Source organism: Pedobacter terrestris, from assembly GCF_052343045.1.
GTDB lineage: Bacteria > Bacteroidota > Bacteroidia > Sphingobacteriales > Sphingobacteriaceae > Pedobacter.
On the sequence record NZ_CP180264.1, the window covers coordinates 2,203,572 to 2,226,841 of the forward strand.

Below are 23,270 nucleotides of genomic sequence, written 5' to 3' on the forward strand. Positions count from 1 at the left end.
GGATGTTTTAGATTGTTTAGGTTAGTCTTTTTTATGCGCGATTTTATATCCTTGAAGACCATAATATAGAATGATGATAAAACAAACCAGCGGAATGCTGTAACCAATCTGGATATTATCTCCATTAAGATCTATCAAACTTCCCATGCCGAAAGGCAATATTGCGCCGCCAACTATAGACATGATTAACCAGGATGAGCCTGGTTTTGTATCGTCTCCGATGCCATCAATGCCTAAGGCGAAAATGGTCGGAAACATAATTGACATGAAAAAACCGATTGCGCCCAATGCATAAACCACGTATGAACCTTGGCCAAGTATAGCAACAAGACACAATAAAATAGCTATGATCGCATATATTGCAAGCAACTTATTTGACGAAATAAATTGAAGTAATGCGGTACCTGCAAAACGACCGGCAGTAAATAAAAAACCATAAAGCACGAGATATGATGCGGCAGTTTTTTCGTCAAAACCACCACCTTGTTGTGCCATACGAATAAAAAAGCTGGTTACACAAACCTGTGCGCCCACATAGAAAAACTGTGCAATTACGGCCCAACGCAAATGTTTGTGGCGCAACGCTCCGAAAAAACTTCCTTTTGCAACACCATCAATACTCTTGGTTTTAATTTCTGGAAGGTGGATAAAATAAAAAATGATTGCGATAGTTACCAATACTACGCCAAGAATGATATATGGCATTTTTACCGAAGCGGCTTCTTCTAAGAAATAGTCGTTCCTGCTGGTTTCTGTCATTGCTGCAAGTTGCGCTTTGGTGTGCGATTTTCCGGAGAGAATAAATAAACCGCCAATTAAAGGTGCTACCATTGCTGCCAATCCGTTAAACGATGCAGCGAGATTTAATCTGCTGGTTGCTTTTGCCGGATCGCCGAGAACTGCTGCATAAGGATTTGCAGAGGTTTCTAACATCGTTAAACCGCATCCGATAATAAACAAAGCGATTAAAAAAGTGATGTAGGATAAATTGTTTGCCGCCGGAACAAATAGAAATGCGCCTACAGCGAAGGCCAGTAGACCAGAAATCATTGTGGTTTTATAGCCCCATTTTTTTAAAATCATTCCCGCAGGTATTGCCATTATAAAATAGGCGAAGAAAACCGAGGTGTCAATTAAAGTAGATTGTTTGTTATCAAGATTACAAGCCTTTTTTAAATGCGGGATTAGAATAGAATCTAAATTATGTGCCATTCCCCACAAAAAAAACAGGCTTATAACGAGTATAAAAGGCAGCAAATACTTCTTTCCTGCTGATGGATCGTTAGTTTGTATAATTTCTGGTTGTATCATGGTTTATTTGGTTTATTAGTTGAATTGGTCATTTGTTCAATAGTTCATTGGTTCATTTGTTCATTAGTTCAATAGTTCACTTGCTAATCGTCTAGTCACCTGCATACGTAATGAACAAATTCTACCCATTATTTTTTTTCGGCTTCATAACCAATGAATTGATTCCTATTTTTTATCGTTATCTTACCCAATGAACTAATGGCTAATGAACAAATAGACTCACTTTTTTTTGCGCCTTTAGGTCTAATGAACCAATGACTATTAAACTATTTCTTCACTACAAGTAAATGATCGCAGACCAATACGATTTCTCCGTGTTGATTAATAATTTCGACATGCTCTGTAACCTGGCCGTATTCTGGTCGTTTAGTTTCGGTTTTAACAGAAATGGTGATTTCTGAATGAATGGTATCACCAATAAAAACGGGTTTCAAAAAGCGGAGTTTGTCATAACCTTTAGACATGGCTTCGGGATTAATTTCTGACGCGGTAAGGCCGATGCCAATACTGAATATCATAGTTCCGTGCGCAATTCGTTGTTTAAAAGGTTGCGTTGCGCACCATTCTGCATCCATATGATGCGGAAAAAAATCTCCGGTATGCCCGGCGTGAACGACAAAATCCGTTTCGGTTATCGTTCTTCCAAGTGTGGTGCGTTTATCCTGTAATTTATATTCGTCGAAAAATATTGATTTGAAATACATTTTTATTGTTTTTTATATTTTGATTCAATTCTCTTAGTTGGAAAGATTGCTTCGTCGTTCCTCCTCGCAATGACGATACGGTGAAGTCAATTTCCAGTTTTCCTCTCTTTCGCCGTCATTGCGAGTTTCCGATTCTTCATCGGAACGAAGCAATCTGTTTTGCTATGTTTTGTTTCAATCTCCCAGCTGGCAAAATTGTGTCGTCGTTTCTCCTCGCAATGACGGTGAGGTGAAATGAATTTGTGATTTTTCTTCCCCTTCGCGTCATTGCGACTTTCCGATCCTTCATCGGAACGAAGCAATCTTTTTTGCTATTTTTTTATTTCAATTCTCCTAGCTGGAAAAATTGTGTCGTCGTTCCTCATCGCAATGAAGGTGAGCGGAGGTAAGTTTTCTTTTTATTTTCCATACCATTCGGGAACTATTTCACTTCAACGCCACCAAGATCACTAGATTGGTACGCAGCTTCTACAACTGCCATTGTTTGAATAACATCGTCTACGCTGGTGTGTAAAATATTGGTACTTCCTTCATTATAGCACATTAAATTTGCCATCGTACCAATAAAAGCTTCTGGGAACCACGAGCCTTCAAGTTTAACGCGTGTCCATTTGTGTGGTTTGCCCTCCTCTACAATGCAATACTCAAACACATCTGGTACGCCATGCGGATAATCCATCAGCAAACCGATTTTCGCTATAATGGCGCCTTTAGTTCCCTCCCATTTAATATAACTTTCCTGATGATCCGGACCGAAATCGTGGTCGTGGTTGGTGTTGATCACAGCATGCATGGTATCGCCGTAATCCATTAAAATTGTAGACCGCGAAGAAGACAGTTTTTTTGCCGGATGTTTAAGCGTTTTGGCCAATACCGTTTTCGGATTTCCCAAAAACGAACGGATTAAATCAACATAGTGAATGCTGTGGTATTGGATTTCCAACCGGGGATGAACAATTACATGCGGAAAAATTTCCCAAGGTGTTTTTATAGTTACCCGAACTTCCATATCGTACAGCTCGCCAATCAAACCTCTGACAATCAAATCTCGCGCAGCGGAAACGAAAGGTGCAAAACGCAATTGAAAATTAATGGCCGCTTTTAATTTTTTGGTTTGGCACAATTCCAATATTTCATTTGCCTGCACAAAATCATCGCCCATTGGTTTTTGAATTAAAACGGCTGCACCATCTGGCAGTTGTTTCAGGGTTTCAATATACTGTTCTGGCATTATTGTGAGGTCATAAACCGCATCTTGTGGTGCACGTTCTACCGCTTCTGCTACGGTATCAAATACATTCGGAATTTCGAAAGTATCGGCAAGTTTTTGTGCACGCGCTTTGGTACGGTTTACAATTCCAAAAACCTCAAAACCTGCAATTTTGTAGGCGGGTAAATGTGCGTCGGCAACAATTCCTCCGGCACCAATAATGATAATGGGCTGTTTAGAATTGGGTAATTGAGGTTTGTACGTTATGTTCATGGTGATGGTTCAGTTTAAAAATTTCAGATTGAGCTTGCTCCAGTAAAATGGCCGAAGGGATTGCAGAATCTACGGCCTTGAGCACCATTTTATCGATTATTTTGGCAATAGCTGCCCAATTCTTATGCTGCGGTAACATATTTGCAACCTGATGTAAAGCCTCTAACTTATGGTAGTATGGTATTTTTTCATTGATTTCGGCATCATTCCATGTCGAGATGCGGCAGCCAATTCCTCCTTCAAGCGTAAGAGCTTTATCTTGTTCGGGTGCCAAGGCGAAACGTAGAAAATCATAAGCAAGCTGTTTGTTTTTGCTGCCTGCACCCACTGTATACAACCAATAAACATTTAGTGATGCCGATTCTTTACCTGTTTTTGCCGGAAGCAGATCTACCCCAACATTACCTTTTACTTTGGATTGTGCATCTACCTCGCACATTGCGGCAAAGCCAAACCAGTTGATCATCATGGCAGCTTCGCCATTGGCGAAAGCCATACCTGCGCCAACAGAATCCAGTTCTACAGATTTTGGATGTACAGCATTGGAATCTTTTACAATAGTGCGGTAAAAATCCAGCGCTTCTTCTGCTTCAGCTGTATTAATGTAAATTTGTTCGGATTTATCGGTTAAAGATCCGCCACGCGTCCACAACTGAAGGCAAAAATCAAAAACGGTATTATGTCCATCAGGATATCCCGCGAAAATACAACCATAGAAATTCTGATCTGGCCGGTTAAAAAAACGTGCAATTTGCCAAAAATCTTCCCAGGTTTTCGGGATTTCTAGTTGCTGACCATAACGCTTATGATAGTTTAATCGCTCTGCGGAGTTTTCAAAAAGATCTTTCCGGTAGATGAAACACTCAGGTCCATCGTGAAAAGGCAGACCTACAATCTCCCAACCAAAACGTTGAAGTCCGAGCAATGATCGGCTCCATCCGCCAGGGAAATCAGCCGGTTTATTTTTATTGATATATGGATTAAGCAATTCGAAAGATTGGTTGATATAACCTTCATAAATCCAATCTGTATTGATGTGTGCGATATCAAAATCGCCATTTTTCAATCCATTTTGAGTAATGGTTGTATTGTATAAATCATGCAAATCCATGATAGACATTTCCAGTTTCATTGTACAACCAGAAAGGACGCAAAATTGATCCCAGAACTTTTGCATGGCATTTTCAAAAGGGCCAAACTTGCGGACAGCAATTCTAAATATATCTGTTGAATTAGGCATTTGCAACGGTATCTTGCTGAATAAATTCTTTAATTATATTTTGGTTATCCTGACCCAATTTTGGCGAGCCATTGGCTGAAGTTAACAATTCGCCATCAATTTTAATTGGGCATCTGGTGGTTTGGTAACGATAACCATCAGTCATTTTTACTTCTTGCACCATATCTAACGATTTAAAACCATCGTGCGCCAGCAATTCATCCCAGTTTAACACATCAGAACACCAGATATCTGCAGGTTCTAATTTTGAAAGCCAATGTTTGGTTTCTGCGGTACTTAAATGTTTGGCAAGGATTTCTTTAATTTCATCGCGTTTATCAAAAGCTTCTGCAACATCGGTATAAGCCAGTAATTTGGGGCAATTAATCAGATCTCCAAGCACAGGAATGGAACCCATAGCGAGTGCCAAATGGCCGTTTCGGGTTTTATAAATACCATAAGGTGCGCCCAGATAGGCATTTGCATTGTTATTTGCTGACCTTTCGGGAAGTTCACCGCCATCATTTAAAAATGTGGTGATGGTTTCAAACTGGAAATCGTAAGCAGATTCCATCATACTTACTTGTACCAATCCGCCTTCCTGATGGATCAGTTTTCTGTACAAACAGGCGAGTATACCTTGTGCAAGATGTGCACCCGCAAGCATATCTACAATGGATAATCCCATCGCAATTGGCCCATCGGCTGCATTTCCGCTAAGTGTTGTAAGTCCGGTTAAGGATTGTAGAAGTAGATCTTGTCCGGGTTTATTTTTCCATTCTGTATTGTTTCCATAACCAGAAATTTCGCCATATATAATATTCGGGTTCAGTGCTGCAACAGAATTGTAGTCGAAACCCAGGCGCTCCATTACACCTGGCCGAAAATTGTGAATCATTATATCTGCTTTTCTGACCAGTTCACGTACAATTTCGCAATCTGCTTCTTTTTTTAGATCCACTTCCAGGCTTTCCTTATTGCGATTTATGGCATGAAAAACGGAGGATTCGCCATTCATAATCAGGTTAGAGGTGTATAACGTACGACAAATATCGCCCACACCGCTACGCTCAATTTTGATTACGCGAGCACCTAAATCGGCCAGGCGCAAACTTGCACTCGGTCCGGAAAGGAACTGGCTGAAATCTATGACCAAATATTCTTCTAGCGGTAACATATTCTAGTTTTTAAATTTGTTATAAACTGTGTTTAGCTTGCTTTCTCAATTGAGTTGAAATTCCTTATCGATTTCTGACGTATCAAATCCCAATATCGGCGCCGCTTTTGTTGATTTTAACTTCTCATTATCCAACCGAATTGGGCTTACTGTAGTTTTTATTGTCGATCCGTTTGCACGTATAAGTTGCTGCTCTATATGCAGTTGTTTATAGGTTTCAAGTGCAGTTGCTTCTTTATAATTTAAGACTTGGGCGCACCAAATTCCATTATTCTCCAGCGCATTTAACCAAAAATTTGTTTTCTGCATTTTAAAAGTTTCTGCAAGTCGTTCAATTAATGCATCCCGATTGTCAAAGGCAGCGTTCGCATCGGTGTAAAGATCTGTAATGTTGCAACCTATAATTTGACAAATTGAAGGAAGATTTCCCATCGCCATTGCAATGTAACCATCAATGGTTTTGTACATGCCATAAGGTGCGCTGAGATAGGCGTGCGCACTGCCCCTTGCATTGCTGCGTTCCGGTAATTTATTGCCATCATTGAAATAAGTTGTGAGTACTTCGAACTGTACATCGAGTATAGATTCCAGCAAACTCACTTCAACCAAAACACTTTTATTGGTTTTAGCTCTTTTGATTAAAGCGGCTAAAACACCTTGTGCAAGGTGATTTCCACACATAATATCTGAAACGGACAATCCAAAAGGTACTGGCCCGTCTATGTCTCTGCCAGATAAATATGTTAAACCAGAAACAGATTGCACCAATAAATCCTGTCCGGGTTTATTCGCCCAAGGGCCAGTATTGCCATAACCCGTTACGGCACCGTACACAATGGTGGAGTTTATGGCTTTGACAGACAAATAATCTAAGCCGATTTTTTCCATTACGCCGGGGCGGAAATTGTGTGTCATTACATCTGCTTTGGCGATCAGTTGTTTTAGTTTCTTCAGATCTTGAGGGTTTTTCAAATCTGCAGCGTAGCTTTCTTTGTTTCTGTTAATGGTATGAAAAAGCAAACTGTCTTCTTCAATAAAGAGGTTTTTAATCGAAAGTTGTCTGCAGGCATCACCAGATTTTGGGCGTTCAATTTTAATGACGCGCGCACCAAGATCGGCGAGTTTTAATCCGGCAGATGGGCCGGCCAGAAACTGGCAAAATTCTAAAACCAATAATCCTTCCAATGGCTTTCTCATGCAACAACAAGGTTTTTAGATTGAACAAATAACGTATTAAGCGCATTTAAAACTTCGGTTTCATCTCCTCCATTCATTAAATAATGTCGAACAACATCGCCGGCATGGTCTTGAAAATACATGGAACCATGATAGCGCGGGCGTAAAAATGCGCGTTCTAAAGCCGGAAGCGTTTGCTCAAAATACTGTTTGCTTTGGCGGTTTACTTCTTCGTTTTTCCAGGCAGATAAATGGCCCGGTTGCCCGCCACTTTCGAAAAACAAAGTAGATTGGCACTCTGGCGAACCTACGAAATGAGCGTATTGTACTGCAGTTTCCAGTTCAGCACATTTTGCAGAAATGGCTAAACCTGTTCCGCCCAGCGTACTGCGCAGATTTGTTTTACCATCAAGCGTAATCATGTCGTGGAAATGAAGGGTTTTTCTTGCATAACCATTTCTAGCGTAATTTGAATAACCATATGCAAAAGGGCAATATGCAATTTCATCGGTTTGTGTCATCGCTTCATATACCTGAATTGGATTTCTATTAAAATTTTCCGGATCAATTTTTTTAGCCAGTTCGCGGTACATTTTCAATGCGCGGATTCCGGTTTCTGGAGAAACAACTTCTGCATCGCGCTGGCATGGATCTTCGCCAAGCGAACAGCAAATGGTATAAAAGTTCATTAAAACATCAATCGGAATACCCGCAAATGCAACCAAACCAAGATTGGCAAGTGCCAACAAATCCTCAAAATTTTTAGGTAGAGAAAGTCCTTTTTGCATAAGTAAATCCGGCCGGCTCGATGCTACAGGTGTTGCAGCATCTATTGGAAGCGCCCATTGATGCCCGTCATAGTGATAGCTTTCATAAGATTCACCCACAGAATTTATTTCCTGATCAGCAAGATATTCTTGAGGCAGGTATTCATCCAATGCAACAATTGATTTTGTTTTGGCAGCAAAACCTGCCCAAGGATGATCAATGACCAACAAATCAAACCGTTCTGCAAGTTCCTGAATAGACAGGTCTGCAAATTGCTGAAGACTGCGTTTTTCCCAGGTGATTTGCACATGCGAATGCAATTCAGCAAAACGCTGAGCGGTAGCCACCATTGGCAACAAACCACGACTGTGGTTCCAGGTAATTCCTTTTAAGTGGATTGACGTTTTCAAAATCTTAAAATTTAATGCGTTTTACAGTATTTCCAGCTTCTGTCTTGTCACCTTTTAGCGGAACAAGAAAAAAACTGTATATATAATTTTTTGCCGGAATCTGATAGCGATCCAATGGAGCAGCAACATCGCTCCAACTGTCGTTTCCGCCAACCCCCATTTGAATTAGGTCGGCATTAACGGTAAGATAACCGGCGTCTTTTAAATCTGTTGTATGTGCTGATGTCTGCACATTTTTATCTGTGTACATGCTTGCACTCATGCTTAGTAAACTATCGGCAACAAAGAGTAATCCTTTATCCATTTTCGGATTGCCGAAGAACATCCAACGTACATCTGTACGGTTTCCATTTTCTTGCGGTACAACATAATGTTCCATAAAGCTGTTTATGGGCAGAGAATATACAGCAGCATCAAAACCATAATTTTTATCAATATAATTTTCCATTGGCCCTTTTCCGTACCAGGAAATTTGATCGTAGGTTCTGCGGATGCCAAGCTGCATACCCACTTTTGGAATGTTTGGTAAACCTGATTTAACCGTTAAGGAATAATCAATTTTAAGCGTACCTTTTGCGCTGATGCTGTATGTTACAGCTACCTGCGCACTATCTTGAATTAAGCTGTATCGACTGGTAACTGAATGGGCAGATGCTGATTGCGAATTGGTCTTCTGAGTAGAGCCCAAATATGTCAGTTCTGCATTATACCAGGATTTTAGTTTTTTATTGGCCTTCCATCCCCTTTTATCATTATCTGTAAGTGGCCTTGTGAAATGCGGTAGTAATGGAGCCGAAATTTGCTCCTCGCCTTTCCATTTGTAAGAAACTAGCGCACCATTTACTTTACTGATTTCAATCTGAAAATCCTGACCCGAATAGCTGTAAAATCGCTCGTTTTCAACCGCTTTTAAGGTTGATGTATTTTCGTTTTCATGAATACGCGGCAACGCTGTTAATGCAAACTGATTTGAGGCCACTTCAAAACCTTTTGGCGCCCAGGCTTCATCCCGACTTAAATAAAAATGGATGTCTGCCAAGTATTCTGAGCCAGAAATAAACTTTGGTAAATAGCCGGAGATTTTTAAAACCGTATCTCTTCCGGCGGCCAGATTAATTTTCGGCAAATCAATTGTTTTAACCGGTAATCCATCTTTTCTGATAATCAGTTTTACGGTATAAACATTTAAGTTCTTAGCGGCGTGCCGGTTAAAGATTTTAATCAATCCTTTTTGTTCATCAATCATTTCCGTTTGCGCAGGTTGATACACACGCTTACACTCGAACATTGCAGATTTTGGGGTTCCGTCAGAATTGGCTACGCCTTTAATGGTGAAATTATCGAAGTATTTTTCGCCGAAATCGCCACCGTAAGCATAAAATGGCGTGCCGGAAGCATCTTTTTGAAAAATCCCCTGATCTTTGAATTCCCAAATTGCGCCACCAATAATCCGCGGTGTAGTGCGAAAAACATCCCAAAAGTCTTTCATATTGCCCACAGAATTTCCCATCGCGTGCGCATATTCCACAAAAAATATCGGACGTTTGTCACCATTTTTCTGTTCAGCGAGCATTTTAGGTGTGTAAATTGACGGATACATTCTGCTTACAATATCTACATAAGGCTGGTCCTGAGGATTCTGCAATCGATGCGAATGGTCGTTAGGTTTTAAATATGCCGGATTACTGGGGTCCATGTATCCGTCCAAGCGCGGATTGCCCATTGCGGGTTCATAATGCACCGGACGCGTAATGTCATAATCATGAATCCAGGCAGACATTGCCGCGTGATTTGGGCCACTTCCAGATTCATTTCCTAAACTCCATATGATAATACTTGGATGATTTTTATCGCGCAAAACCATTCTGCTGCTTCTTTCCAAATAAGCGGCTGTCCAGCTCGGGTCATTACTTAACTTTCCGCCCAAACCGTGTGTTTCCAGATTTGCTTCATCAATTACAAAGATTCCAAACGCATCACACAGTTCATAAAAATATGGATCCATCGGATAATGACTGGTGCGAATACAGTTGAAATTAAAACGTTTAATGGTGCGTACATCTTCTAAAATATCGGCTCTGCTTAATGCTTTTCCTTTTGTTGGATGGTGATCCGGCCGGTTAATTCCGTATAAATAAGTTTCTTTTCCGTTGATCAGTAATTTTCCATTTGCAGCAGAAAATTCTATACTTCTAAAACCTATTTTGCTGCTTTTTACCTCCAGAATTTTACCTGTACTATCCTGAAGCGAAAGTGTTAACGTATATAAATTTGGCGTTTCATCGCTCCATTTGCGCGGATTGCGGATTTGGGTTTCCAATAATCCGAATTTTACATTATCCAATCGTGGCCAGATTTCATTCAAAATACTTTCTGCGCTGCGCTCCATTGGTTTTTCTAAAACCGTTTTGCCATCGCTATCAAAAAGTTCTGCCTTGAGTTGAAAGCCTTTAACAGCGCTTCCGGTAAGGTTTTCTAAGCGTGGACGAATACTGATTGTTGCATCGCGATAGGCTTTGTCCAGTTTTGTTTGCACAAAAAAGTCTGCAATTCTGAGTTTAGGTTCTGCCAATAATAGAACTTCGCGATGAATTCCACTCAGCCGCCATTGGTCTTGATCTTCAAGGAAACTTCCGTCTGTCCAGCGCATTACTTGTACAGAAATTGTATTTTCGCCCACTTTAAGATAAGGCGTAACGTTAAATTCTGAAGAAAGGAAGCTGTCTTCGGCGTAGCCAAGAAATAAACCATTTATCCAAACTTTATACCCCGAACTTACGCCGCCAAAATGTAACGTAATATTCATGTCTTTCCAACTTTCTGGAAGTGTAAAGTTGCGTTGATAACTGCCTAGGCCGTTGTAATCCATTGGTGGATTTGGCGGATTTACAGGTCTGAACGGATAAACAGCACTTTTATAAATGGGCTTGTCATAACCTTTCATTTCCCAGTTTGATGGTACTTCTATTTTTTTCCATCCGCTAACGCGATTTTTGTAAAAATCTGTTGGCGCATCTGACGGTTTTATCGCGAAAGCGAAATCCCAATCTCCATTTAACGAAATCATTCGTCCAGATTTTTCTCGGTCGCCATTTTTTGCATCTGCAAGTGAGGCAAAAGAATAAGCGGTTGCACGCGATGGATCTCTGTTAATTCCGCTAACTAGAGGATCTTCCCAAGGTTCGCGACTGTAAATTTGAGGTGTTTTTTGAATTGCTGTTGGGGTTTTATCAACGAGTTGCGCAGAAACAGGTGAAATAAGCGCACTGCTCAAACACAAAAACAATATGTTAAAAGTGCATAGTGCGTTTATGGACGAAGCCAATATTCTAGAAAAGCCAGGTGTCTTTGTACTATTAAAGACTAATGAACTAATGAATAATTTTATCTTCCTCATTTCCTCGTCTGAATTGTGATTGATGAAGAAGCTAAACCTTTGGATGTAGCGGTTAATTTTATGGTTCCCGATTGTTCTGTAGATTGTAAAATTGCCAAACACAAACCGTGAAATGCTTTGCGGTAATTGGCTTTGAAAGGTTCAAGACTTGCCTGAAAACCATTATCTACACCGGCAATAAAACCAGTTCCATTTACTTCGAAATCAATTAAATTATCTGCATTTGGAACGAGATTGCCTTCAGCGTCTAATACCTTTACCGTTACAAAAGATAAATCTTTTCCATCTGCATTAATCTGATTTCTATCTGCAATTAGTTCAATTTTTGCCGGTTTTCCGGCTGTTTTTATTTCCCGAACCAGTACTTCGTGTCCATTTTTTCTGGAAACGGCTTTCAACGTCCCGGTTTCAAAAGGTACATTCCAAAGCACATGTAAATCATCACCCTGTTTGTTTTTTTTACCTAAAGATTTGCCATTTAAGAACAATTCTACTTCATCTGCATTGTTGTAGTACGCCCAAACTTCAACAGGTTTTCCTTGGGTCCAATTCCAATGTGGGAAGAGGTGTAAAACCGGTTTTTCGGTCCATTCACTTTGATACATGTAATAAGAATCTTTCGGGAATCCGGCTAAATCTACAATACCGAAATATGAACTGCGTGCGGGCCACGGATATGGCAATGGCTCACCGAGATAATCAAACCCTGTCCATACGAACAAGCCCGAAACGTGCGGATATTTTTTTGCCTCTTTCCAGGTTTCTTCATGTGTAGAACCCCAATACGCAGACACATTATCATATGAAGAAGCCGACCATTCTGGATTTCCTTCGGTAAATTTGGTTTTCCCGTCTCTCGGCCATCGGCGAATGGTATCGGCGGTGTCGTAAAATCCTCGTGTTTCTAATGCCGATGTTGTTTCTGTTGCCAGGAATTTCACACCAGGATAGTTTTTCGGGAAATCTTTATACAGTTTGTGATTGTAATTTAGTCCGTAAACATCAATGCTATTTGCCTGATATATGAAATTCTTCTTTGCATCCGTTTCTGTTAAAGCAGAAATAACGGGGCGAGTGGTGTCTAGCGTTTTAACAATATTAACCAGCTCTTTAGTAATTGCTACGCCGGTACTGTCAAACTGCTCGCGAATTTCATTTCCAATGCTCCAAAGAATGATTGATGGGTGATTTCGATCACGTTTAATCATATGTTCCAGATCTCGCTTATGCCATTCCGGAAAATTTAAGTGATAGTCATTTTTGTTTTTCTTCTTCGCCCACATGTCAAAGGCTTCATCCATTACCAAGAAACCCATTTTATCACACAGATCAAGCAATTCTGGTGCCGGCGGATTATGTGCTGTACGAATGGCGTTTACACCCATCGCCTTCATGATTTCGAGCTGGCGTTCTATCGCCCGTTTATTTACGGCGGCGCCCAGAGCACCTAAATCATGGTGCAGGCAGACGCCCAAAATTTTCAATGGTTTTCCATTTAAAGAAAAACCTTTTTCGGCATCAAAATTAATTGAACGAATACCAAATTTGGTTTCGTACGTATCAATTACTTTTCCATTCTGAATAATTTGCGTGAGCAATTTGTATTGATTTGGGTTTTCTATAGACCAAAGTATTGGGTTCGTAACCTGAAGAACTGTATTTAAATTATTTGATGTATCAATTGTTGCAGATTGAGGTGCACCTTTAACCAATAATTTTCCTTGTGCGTTGTAGATTGAATTTACCAAAGAAACAGTTTGCGTTTTCAGCGTTTTGTTCTGAATCTGAGTTTGAATCTGAACTTTTCCAGACTTATCAGTTGTAACAAAAGTTCCCCAATTTGCTACCGCAACTTTAGCTTTTGATGTTAACCACACATTTCTATAAATCCCCGAACCCGAATACCAACGAGAATCTGGTTGTAGGGAATTATCAACTTTAACCGCAATGATGTTTTTTCCGATTCTTAGATATTTGCTTATCTCGTAAGAAAAAGAAATATAACCATACGGACGTTTGCCTAAATATTTGCCATTTAGCCAAACTTCTGAGTTTTTATAAACACCATCAAATTCAATGGTTATCAATCTTGAAGCAAAATTTGCAGGCGCTGTGAATTCTTTTCTGTACCATGCTATTCCTGTTGGCAAACCACCGCCTTCAGGCTTTGCCGGATTTTTTTCGTCAAATTTACCTTCAATACTCCAATCGTGAGGCAAGGTTAATTTACGCCATTTTGTATCAATAAAAGCGGGCGATTTTGCGCCAGGTTCATCACCTAAAAAGAATTTCCAGTCTTTGTTGAAGTTGCTTCGGGTGCGAGGTTGCTCGTTAGTCGTCTTTTTAGGTACGGTCGTCATTGCGAGGTTGGGATTAAGCGAGCCGAAGCAATCTGAGTTCGATAATGAGATTGCTTCGTGCCTCGCAATGACGGTAGACGGATACTTTGCCTCGCAATGACGAGACGCAAATAAACCTACTACAAAAAATGTTAAAACCTTAAAATAACCTTGCATCTTCATATTTAACTATTCAATAAAATTCACTGTACTTTTTCCGATATCTTTAGATGTAGCCACAGCAATTCCGCGTTGGTCTTTTTTGTTTACGGCACAATAAAAATGATAAACAACACCTTTGTGTTTCAACACGAAGGATTTATGCGCATACAATTCGTCGTATTTTTCTGAAGATTCTATCAGATTTTTCCCGGTCCAGTCTGTCCAGTTCACGAGATCTGTGGAAACAGCAAATCGATTAAAAGATCCTTTCCGGTCTTGCCAGAAAGCACCGAAGTAAAACATTACATAATACTTTCCAATTTGCTGTATAACAGCATCTCCGGTAATTCCCACAGGATGATGTACTACAGGATTTTTCCCGAAACGTTGCCAGTTTAACATGTCATCAGAAACGGCCATGCCAATCCGTTCGTACCAACGCGTTTTTTTGTTGTTGATTAACGAATCGCCAACGGCGTTATAATACATCACAAACCTGTGCCCGGTAAGGTGTTTTACATCTTCAATAACTGTACTTTTAAATAATTTATTCCGGTTTTCCCACCAACGCACGTCAGCATCTTTTGATGTTAAAACCGGTTTATCCAATCTTTGCCATTCTTGTACTACTGATGGTTTTGCAGTAGTAAATGCCATCCCGATGGATAGTGGTTCAACTTCATATCCTTTTTCTTTACCGCCAAAATAAGACATCCAATATTTGCCATTGTACGGATTTACGCCATGATTACCGTTCCATTTGATATCGAGCAAAGCGTTGTAGCCGGCTTTCTGATTGTCGTCCCATTTTCCAGAATCGCCAAATGACATCAGTTTGCCCTGATTTTCCCAATGCAGTAAATCTTTACTTTTTGATAGCCAGGTTTCATACCCGCGACCGCTAAAAACCAAATAGGTCATATACCATGCTGCACCTATTTTAAATACTGTTGGGCAATCCATTTTATGATCCTGATCTTCAGGAACCATCACCAAACCGTATTTATAAGGCGTTTTTACTTCCTGATAAATCTTTTCCATCGTTTCGGCAGAAACTGGATTTGCGTTTTGAGCTTGCAAATTCATCGCACAAAACATTAGAAATATAATTCCCGTAATTCTATTCATTTGTGCATATAAATTTATAATGGCCAGATCCGATAGAAATTTTTGTTTTTCCATTTTCGACACCCATTTGGCTGAAGGTATTTTGCTGTGTTTCTGAAACCTTTTGGCCTTTTAAATAAGGTAAAACTAATGTTGCCGAAGTATTCGCCGGGATATTCAATTCGATTTCAAAATCGTTTTGATTTTTTTTCCATTGCGTAGAAATAATCCCGTAAGGAGAATTGTAACTGCTTTGTACAGAAGTAACATTGCCAACCAATTCTGGCTGAATAATGATTTTTTTGAATGCTTCAGCGCTTTCATCTTGTTTTATGCCGGCAAGTCCGCTGTAAAACCATTCCATTAAATGCCCCAGCATAAAATGATTGTTGGATACCGTAGGTAAAGCAGCCCAACTTTCTGTAAGGGCAGTTGCACCTTTCGCAATTTGCATTCCGTAACCCGGCACATCCGATCTGCTGTTCATATCGAAAATAACATCAGATTTTCCAGCGTCTTCCAAAACACGTAAAACATATCTGTAACCGATATCGCCTGCGGTTAAACTGTTGCTTCGGTCTTTGATATCTTTAACCAAATTGTCAATTACAGCCGCACGATTGGTTTCTTCAACAAGTCCCATATAAACAGCCATTGCATTTGCGGCCTGACTGCCAGATCCGTATTGTTTCGTTTCCGGATTGAAAAATTTGGCATTAAACGCCCGCCGAACATCAACAGCAAGTTTTGCAAAAGCAGCAGCGTCTGCAGGTTTACCAATTGTCAAAGCAATCTTTTGCATGATTTTTAGATCATAATAATAGATTGCCGTGGCTGTAATGCCCATTGGTGTAAGCTGTGAAACGCCTGGCGGTTTTGGTCCAAGATCGTACCAATCGCCTAAACCCTGACTCAGAATATGCTGATCTGCTTTGCCTTTAAGGTAATTGATGTAGCGCTGCATCATTGGGTAATAATTGGTTAGCGCCTGCGTATCGCCATACCATTGATAAAGGTACCATGGCATTAAAATCCCGCTGCTTCCCCATTCCGGAGAATCGCGAAACATATCTCCGCCCCATTCAAACTTCACGTATTCTGGTGCGATTTCTGGAATTAAACCATTGCCAAGCTGAGAGTTTTGCATATCTGCTAAAGCTTTAACAAACAGTGGAGCAACATTGTAATTGTAACGAACCGAACTGCCCATTAAGTGCAACTCTTCCAACCATCCTAATTTTTCGCGGTGCGGGCAATCGGTAAATACGCTTACCATATTGCTTTTTATTGCCCAATCAATTAAACTGAATGTTTTGTTAAACAACTCATTAGAACATTGAAATGTGCCAGTTTTTTCGGCGGCGTTACGCACATGCAATGCATTAAGATCTTCTATAACAGGTTGTCGATTGTGATTGTCTTTTCCGGAAGGAACGGCGCCTTTGACCTGCAGATAGCGAAAACCAGTGTAAAAAAACTTGGGTTGCCAGGTTTCAATTCCATCTCCTTTTAAAATATATGTGAAGTAAGATGGACCGCCAATATTTTTTTGCGTTGCAGTACCATCGTCTTTCAACAATTCTGCAGGCATCAAACGCACGGTATCGCCTTTTTTTCCTTTTATTTTTAATTCAATTGTGGATGAAGCATTCTGACCGAAATCATAAATCCATTCACCACCCTGTGCAGTTGTACTTTTGGCTTCAAAAACTTGCATCACCTTTACGGCTTCTGCATTCTGAGCAATCAATTTCGGACCTTTTACCAATATTGGCATTTTCCATTTTTCATCGTTAAAACCTGCTTTATTCCAGTTTTTCTGTTCCAGATTGGCATCATAATCTTCTCCTCCATAAATGCTGGAAAAAATAACGGGTGATGGCGCTGTTCGCCAGCTTGAATTGCTTACCAGATTTGATGTAGTTCCATCCTGGTATTCCAGTAATAAACGGCAAATCATTTTCGGATAACCAAAGGAAACTTTGAGTTTTCGATATCGGCCTTTTACCGGTGGTACGTAATAAAAACCATTTCCAAGCATTACGCCTAAAGCATTTTTTCCGCTTTGCAGCATTTTAGTGATATCAAAAGTGACATAAAGTGCTTCTTTATCATACTTGCTCCAGCCCGGATCTAAAAAATGATCGCCAACTTTTTTACCATTTGCACTCAATTCAAAATGGCCCAGACCAGAAATGAAAATGGTTGCCTTTTTAATTGACTTTGAGACATTAAATTCCTTTCGGAACATCGGTAAAATGTTATTGTCCTGGTATTTATCTTTTTTACCGTCGGTTGGTAAAATGTTGATGTTAGAATCTGCTAGTTTTTGAAATGCAATCCATTCTGCGCCTTTCCAATCGGCAGAATATAATATTCCCATTTGGAACATTGCCGGCTCACTCCAGTTACTGGCTTTTTTGTGGTTGTCCCAGATTTTTACTTTCCAATAATACGTTTTGCCAGATTGCAATTTTGCTCCAGCATAGTCGATCTGTATAGATTTACTTGTGGTAATTTTTTTTGAATCCCAAATTGGTGTTTTATTGTTTTTCAATGCTTCGGGATGATCTGCAACTACGATTTGATAAGCAGATTGCGAAATATTGTGTTTTGTAGAAATGATTTTCCAACTGAACTTTGGCGAATGTGCATCAATTCCGATTGGATTTGTGCGGGATTCACAAGTCAATTGAGCAACCTTTACGTCTTGCGCAAGTAAGGAAACTGCAAATAACTGAAGCAAAGAAAAAAGTATAAATTTGCCCATCAACGACGAATACACCCTTCTAAAAGATGCTTGTTTAGATTTATAATTGGTTACAGAGCATTATTCATTTGGAATTAATCCTGAATCCGTTTAAATTGACAATTCAATATTGTTTTTAAAGCGATATCTCTAATTCAAATATAAATTATTTTTTTAAATATGAAAACATATAATTTAACTTTGGTGTTCAGATTTGTTTACACGGATAAATTTGAATCCATTTTGTATGTTTAGTCGTGTAAAAAAAACGCTACAGGGAAAATAGACCTTTATGAAAGAAAACGAATCAAAATATCAGGCACCTGCACTGGATAAAGGGCTAGACATTCTGGAATACCTTGCTGCACAGTCTGTTCCACTTTCACAAACCGAAATTGCTGTTGGAATTGACCGTACACCGAATGAAATTTACCGGATGTTGATGAGTTTGGAACAACGTGGATATATTCTGCGCGATGAAGTTTCAGGAAAATATCGCTTGTCTTTAAAATTATTCTATTTATCGCACCGTCATTCGCCGATTGATGAGTTGCGTAAGGCTGCGCAGTTTCCGTTGGAAGAGTTGGCCAATAGTGTTCGGCATTCTTGCCACTTGAGTATATTGTATATGAACCAGGTAATGGTTGTTTTCCATGCAAAGAGTCCGGGTCCAATTGCGTTATCTATAGAAGAAGGTAATTTATTTCCCCTTCCCCTAACCGCTTCTGGCAAGGTAATTCTGGCCTATATGCCAGATGATGAACGAAAAACAGTGTTAAAAGGCAACACCATTTTCAAGAGATATTCCAAAATAGAGCAGGAGGACTTTGTTGTCTCTCTCGGAGATATTCAGGAAACCGGCTCATATCTGAAAAACAGCGATCTCGCCGCCGGAGTTACAGACATCTCGGTTCCAATAGGCATTCAAAACAACGGAATTATTGCGGTATTAACCATTTCGATGTTGAACGCATTAAATATTGATAAAAATATTGAAAAGGAAGAAATCCTAACGGAAGCGTATAAGTGCGTAAAAAAGATTGAACAGCGATTGGGAATTTAAGTGAAAGATTGGAAACGCATTGGCATCGTGAACCGCTTTGACAACTTTAATGTAGCGGTAGAAAATAAGTTGTCAAAACTTTAAAATAAGTTTATCGTTTTGATTGGAAGAGCTTTGACAACTTAACAGGCATATCATATATGAAAGTTGTCAAAACTGAACCTGTATGAAATTACCGGATTTTTGTTTTGATCATTTTGACAACTTTAATGTAGCGGTAGAAAATAAGTTGTCAAAACTGAACACATACTAAATTTGTCAAAACTGAAAAACTTATTGCTTGTACTTAACCAGATAATCTTTTCCTTTTTCAATTACTATTTGATACTTGTTGTTTTTCAGTGTTGTTATTTTTGCGCCTTTTGATGTGGGTTTCACAGAACTTCTTATAATTAATTTTCCGGTTCCTGTTGCAGCATTTACTTTAATAGTTTTGGTATCGCAATACACAGAAATATCGCCGTTTGGCGTTGGAACACTTCCTTGCATCCATTTTAATCCGCCTAAAACTGGTTCAATTGTATAGGTTTCATAACCCGGCGAATTTGGCTGTACGCCGAGATAATATTTTCCTAATAAATATATCGGACTGGCGCCCCATGCATGACATAAACTTTTGCCGAAAGGCCGACCGTACATTGCAAGGTGTTCTGTTCCGGTTTTTGCCGGATCATATTCTTCCCAGAACGAAGTTGCGCCCAGTTTCAACATTCCGCCCCAATAACTTTTCATTTCTTTAAGCACATAATTTTGTTCGCCCATGGCGCAAAGTGCTTCCAATTCATAAAAACGCATATAAGGTGTCGTAATTTTGGGTACAGCGATGTTCAGTAAAACGTTCTTTTTTACCTGCTGTTCTTGTTCTGGCGAAAAGTAATTGAAGAAAATGCCAAACATATTTGCGTATCGGGTAACATTTTCCGTTGCTTTACCATTTATTCTACTGTGTACCAAAGCTTGTTTTTCTGGGTTCCAATACAGTTGAAATAATTTAGCTTTTAATTCTTTTGCCTGAAGATTATATGCGTCTGCACCTTGCTTATCATTTGCCAGTTTTGCACATAGTGCCAATGTTTCCAGGCTACGTGCATATAACAATTGCTCAAAACTAACCTCGCCATCTTTACTTAATTTATCTGCCCAATCTATAAAAATCCAATCGCCAGGCATCCATTCCAGCAAACCTTCTTTATTGCGTCGATTGTTTATGTAGGTCATTAGAGACTGCATTCTTGGATAAATATCCTGAACAAATTTCTGATCGCCGGTAAATTTATAATAATCGTAAATTCCCAGAAACCAGTAAAAGGAATAATCCATAATGGTATTGATGTGCGCGGTAACGGGGTCTTTTCCACGTTGTGCCAGTAAAGTGCGTTTCGCTGTAGCAGCATCAAAAAAAGAATAATAATTCATTAGATAACTTTGATAAGCATCGCCACTCCACACCCAACGGTCGCGCTTTATGCCATCGATAAAAAATTCTCTGGTATTCAAGTGGAAAGTATATTTCGCCACATCATAAATCTTATTCAATTCTTCATCTGAAGATTTGAAACTTCCACGTTCTGTTACCGGCGCATACTCGTATAACATAGAAATTGAATCGAGCGTAACTGTACCGTTCTGTACACGATTTACATAGCGGAATGCTTTAGACAGTGGAATGACAGAATCTGTTTTCGTACTCAGATCAATGTCAAGATGGTCCAATGTTTCGCAATGACTAACCGATTTGGCTTCCTCCGGAGATTCTCCATAATATAAACTCAATTTCCCCTTTCCTTTCAATCCGTGCAGCTTTATAAAACCAAAAGTTTCTTTTCCAAAATCAATCAATTCTGATTGGCCGTTTTGCTCACGATGAACCGCAGAAACAGGTTTTACCGGTAATTTGAATTTTGATGGAACGATTGTCGGATCGTCTAGATTCCAGGAACCTGCAGAAACGAAAGTTGTTCCGGATTTATCCGAAGTTTTACCACTCGCATCAATCCATTCTTTATCTTCAAATGTACTAAGCCAGGTCTCGTCAGATTTAATTGTTTTTCCCTGCACAAAAATTGCCGGCGGGGAGGTTTGATTATATACTTTTAAACTCAACTTATGTTTTCCTTCCGGGATGTGTATTTGTTTTGGAAAACCAGTAATTGCCTGTCCGTCTATTTTCACATTGTATGTACCTTCTACAAAAAGCTGTACATCTTCTGCTTCTTTAAGATTAAATTCTTTATGGAAATCTACCAACACGTAATGACTGTCCATTTTCCAGAAAACAGGGAAAAATGAGCCACGCTCTGTACGGCGGTTTTGCATAATATTGCTCATATAAATATCAAAATCGCCTGGATACCAGATCCATGATGCCTTTTGTGCATGGGTATCTTGCACAAAAAAAGCAAGTAAAGCTGTTAAAGCAAATACAAGTTTCGGATTTATAATTTTCATGTGTTTAGGTTAATGTCCGTTAAAAAATATGTACAATAAAATCATTACAGCAGCAAGGCTGATCCATGAAATCCAAACCACGCGACTGGGTTTTTCAAGATTGGCTTCATGCGCTTCATTAATCATATACCGGCTCGGCACTTTGTCAAAAATCGAGATTAATACAGCCAGAACCAGCAATGTAGCGAAGATGAAGAATGACAACATCAGGTAATGCGGCCAGAACGAATATTTATCTGGCGGCAAAATCCACAGGTATACGATACCAGTTCCTAAACTGATTACAGAACCTATAGAAAGTGTGAAATTTACCGCTTTGCGTGTTGTTCTGCTCCAAAAAACAGTGAGTAAAAACACTACGGACAACGGTGGTGCAATGAAGCCTAAAACAGATTGGAAAACATCAAAAAGGTTTAAGCCTTTTATGTTGTCTATTGCAAGAACTACAATTACAGCGAAAATGCACCCCGCAACTACTGTTAAGCGTCCAATGTTGATGATATGTTTGTTTGTGGCTTTTGGGTTTATTTTTTTAACATATACATCCATTGTAAATACGGTGCTTAAAGAGTTTAGAGACGAACCAATTGTACCCACCAGAACAGCAATAAGAACAACAATTACAAGTCCGTTCATTCCTGGAGGAAAAAGGTTGGTAACCATTGTCATGTATGCCTCATTCGGATCTTTAAGATTTGGGAAGAGCACGTAACATAAAATTCCGGTACCGATAAATAAAGGTAGAGACAGAATTTTTAGCCAACCGATAAAACTTACGCCAAGTTGGCCTTGTTTCAGGTTTTTTGCGCCCAATACAGATTGAACCATTGATTGATCGGTACAAAAAAATGCAACGGCGGCAACCGGATAACCCAATAAAATGGCGTACCAGGGATATTTTGGATCGCTTGCAGGCTGAATCAGGTTCCAAAAATGGTGTGGCGTTTTTTGATACAAAGCGGTAAAACCACCAACTTTATGTAAACCAAGCAACATTAGTGAAAGCGAAACCAGTATAAGTAAAATCATCTGAAAAACGTTCACTTTTGCAATGGCTTTTAAGCCGCCAAAAAAAGTAAACAAACCCGCAAAAGCCACCAAAACGGTTACCGATTGCCACATCGGGATACCTAAAATCTGCCGTACAAGAAAACCACCGGCAAACAAACCCAATGATAGCCACGAAATTAGAATTTTAACCAGCGCATACCAGGCGAGAATATTTTGAGTAGAATCTCCGTATCGGTTTCCCATAAATTCTGGCATGGTGCTCACTTTTGCAGCAAGATATTTTGGCGCAAAAACAATGGCAAGCAGAAATAGAAAGATAAATGCGTACCAATCAAAATTTACGGCAACAATACCGGTACTGTAACCAATACTGGCAAAAGCCAATAACATAGATGGGCCAACGTTTGTGCCCCACATATTGAAACCGATACTTGCCCAACCCAATGATTTATTGGCCAGAAAAAGCGTTTCATCTTTATTTTTCTGTTTAGAGAAACTCGCGCGATAGCCAATTGCAATCAAAATGATTACATAAGCTACTACAATGGTATAATCTAAACTGGTTAAACGTTCTACAATATTTCCCATATTTGGTTAGTTTGGTTTGGTTAGTTTTCTTAAAGTAATCTGGCGAGAATGCTTGTTTCCCTGAAAGTCGAATCAACTCATAGCTCTCGTTTTCATTTCAGCGAGCTCTGTGTTTCCGCAGCAAATTCCTTAGTTTTTAAGGTTTACGTATTTTTAAT

Annotated in this window: 14 protein-coding genes; 1 reads left to right on the forward strand and 13 read right to left on the reverse strand. The window is 39.5% G+C overall.

Annotated features, from left to right (window positions below):
- Positions 1-21: 21 nt before the first annotated feature.
- The 11 genes from fucP to ACJVDH_RS09580 form a co-directional block, all read right to left on the reverse strand.
- Positions 22-1,311: an L-fucose:H+ symporter permease gene (gene fucP, locus ACJVDH_RS09530; protein ID WP_443947336.1), complete on the reverse strand. Its 1,290-nt coding sequence runs from the start codon at positions 1,309-1,311 to the stop codon at positions 22-24.
- A 266-nt stretch (positions 1,312-1,577) separates the two neighbouring features.
- The gene (locus ACJVDH_RS09535) at positions 1,578-2,015 is read right to left on the reverse strand and encodes a MaoC/PaaZ C-terminal domain-containing protein (protein ID WP_443947337.1); all 438 of its coding nucleotides are present in this window, start codon (positions 2,013-2,015) and stop codon (positions 1,578-1,580) included.
- A 421-nt stretch (positions 2,016-2,436) separates the two neighbouring features.
- Positions 2,437-3,498, reverse strand: a complete 1,062-nt coding sequence (locus ACJVDH_RS09540; protein ID WP_443947338.1) for a Gfo/Idh/MocA family protein — start codon at positions 3,496-3,498, stop codon at positions 2,437-2,439.
- Positions 3,461-4,738 carry an extracellular solute-binding protein gene (locus tag ACJVDH_RS09545; protein WP_443947339.1) on the reverse strand — a complete coding sequence of 426 codons (1,278 nt, stop codon included), beginning with the start codon at positions 4,736-4,738 and terminating at the stop codon, positions 3,461-3,463. Before ACJVDH_RS09545 ends, ACJVDH_RS09540 begins: the two co-directional genes overlap by 38 nt.
- A complete protein-coding gene (locus ACJVDH_RS09550) occupies positions 4,731-5,894 on the reverse strand; it encodes a CaiB/BaiF CoA transferase family protein (protein WP_443947340.1) in 1,164 nt (387 codons plus the stop codon). Before ACJVDH_RS09550 ends, ACJVDH_RS09545 begins: the two co-directional genes overlap by 8 nt.
- Positions 5,895-5,939: 45 nt before the next feature.
- Complete coding sequence (locus tag ACJVDH_RS09555; protein ID WP_443947341.1) at positions 5,940-7,091, reverse strand: CaiB/BaiF CoA transferase family protein; 1,152 nt, start codon at positions 7,089-7,091, stop codon at positions 5,940-5,942.
- Positions 7,088-8,248: an ABC transporter substrate-binding protein gene (locus tag ACJVDH_RS09560; protein ID WP_443947342.1), complete on the reverse strand. Its 1,161-nt coding sequence runs from the start codon at positions 8,246-8,248 to the stop codon at positions 7,088-7,090. Before ACJVDH_RS09560 ends, ACJVDH_RS09555 begins: the two co-directional genes overlap by 4 nt.
- 4 nt (positions 8,249-8,252) lie before the next feature.
- Positions 8,253-11,522, reverse strand: coding sequence for a glycoside hydrolase family 2 TIM barrel-domain containing protein (locus ACJVDH_RS09565; protein ID WP_443947343.1), 3,270 nt, complete (start codon positions 11,520-11,522; stop codon positions 8,253-8,255).
- A gap of 119 nt (positions 11,523-11,641) precedes the next feature.
- Complete coding sequence (gene galB / locus ACJVDH_RS09570) at positions 11,642-14,167, reverse strand: beta-galactosidase GalB (RefSeq protein WP_443947344.1); 2,526 nt, start codon at positions 14,165-14,167, stop codon at positions 11,642-11,644.
- Between the two features lie 6 nt (positions 14,168-14,173).
- Positions 14,174-15,328, reverse strand: coding sequence for a glycosylase (locus ACJVDH_RS09575; RefSeq protein ID WP_443947345.1), 1,155 nt, complete (start codon positions 15,326-15,328; stop codon positions 14,174-14,176).
- Positions 15,267-18,023, reverse strand: a complete 2,757-nt coding sequence (locus tag ACJVDH_RS09580; RefSeq protein ID WP_443947346.1) for a family 78 glycoside hydrolase catalytic domain — start codon at positions 18,021-18,023, stop codon at positions 15,267-15,269. Before ACJVDH_RS09580 ends, ACJVDH_RS09575 begins: the two co-directional genes overlap by 62 nt.
- A 271-nt stretch (positions 18,024-18,294) precedes the next feature.
- Between ACJVDH_RS09580 and ACJVDH_RS09585 the strand changes: the two genes are divergently transcribed.
- Positions 18,295-19,065: an IclR family transcriptional regulator gene (locus tag ACJVDH_RS09585; protein ID WP_443947347.1), complete on the forward strand. Its 771-nt coding sequence runs from the start codon at positions 18,295-18,297 to the stop codon at positions 19,063-19,065.
- Between the two features lie 273 nt (positions 19,066-19,338).
- Here ACJVDH_RS09585 and ACJVDH_RS09590 read toward each other — a convergent pair whose 3' ends face one another.
- Positions 19,339-21,513, reverse strand: coding sequence for an alpha-L-rhamnosidase-related protein (locus ACJVDH_RS09590; RefSeq protein WP_443947348.1), 2,175 nt, complete (start codon positions 21,511-21,513; stop codon positions 19,339-19,341).
- Between the two features lie 9 nt (positions 21,514-21,522).
- Entirely contained in the window at positions 21,523-23,112 is a 1,590-nt protein-coding gene (locus ACJVDH_RS09595) for a sodium:solute symporter family transporter (protein WP_443947349.1), read from the reverse strand.
- Positions 23,113-23,270 lie beyond the last annotated feature (158 nt).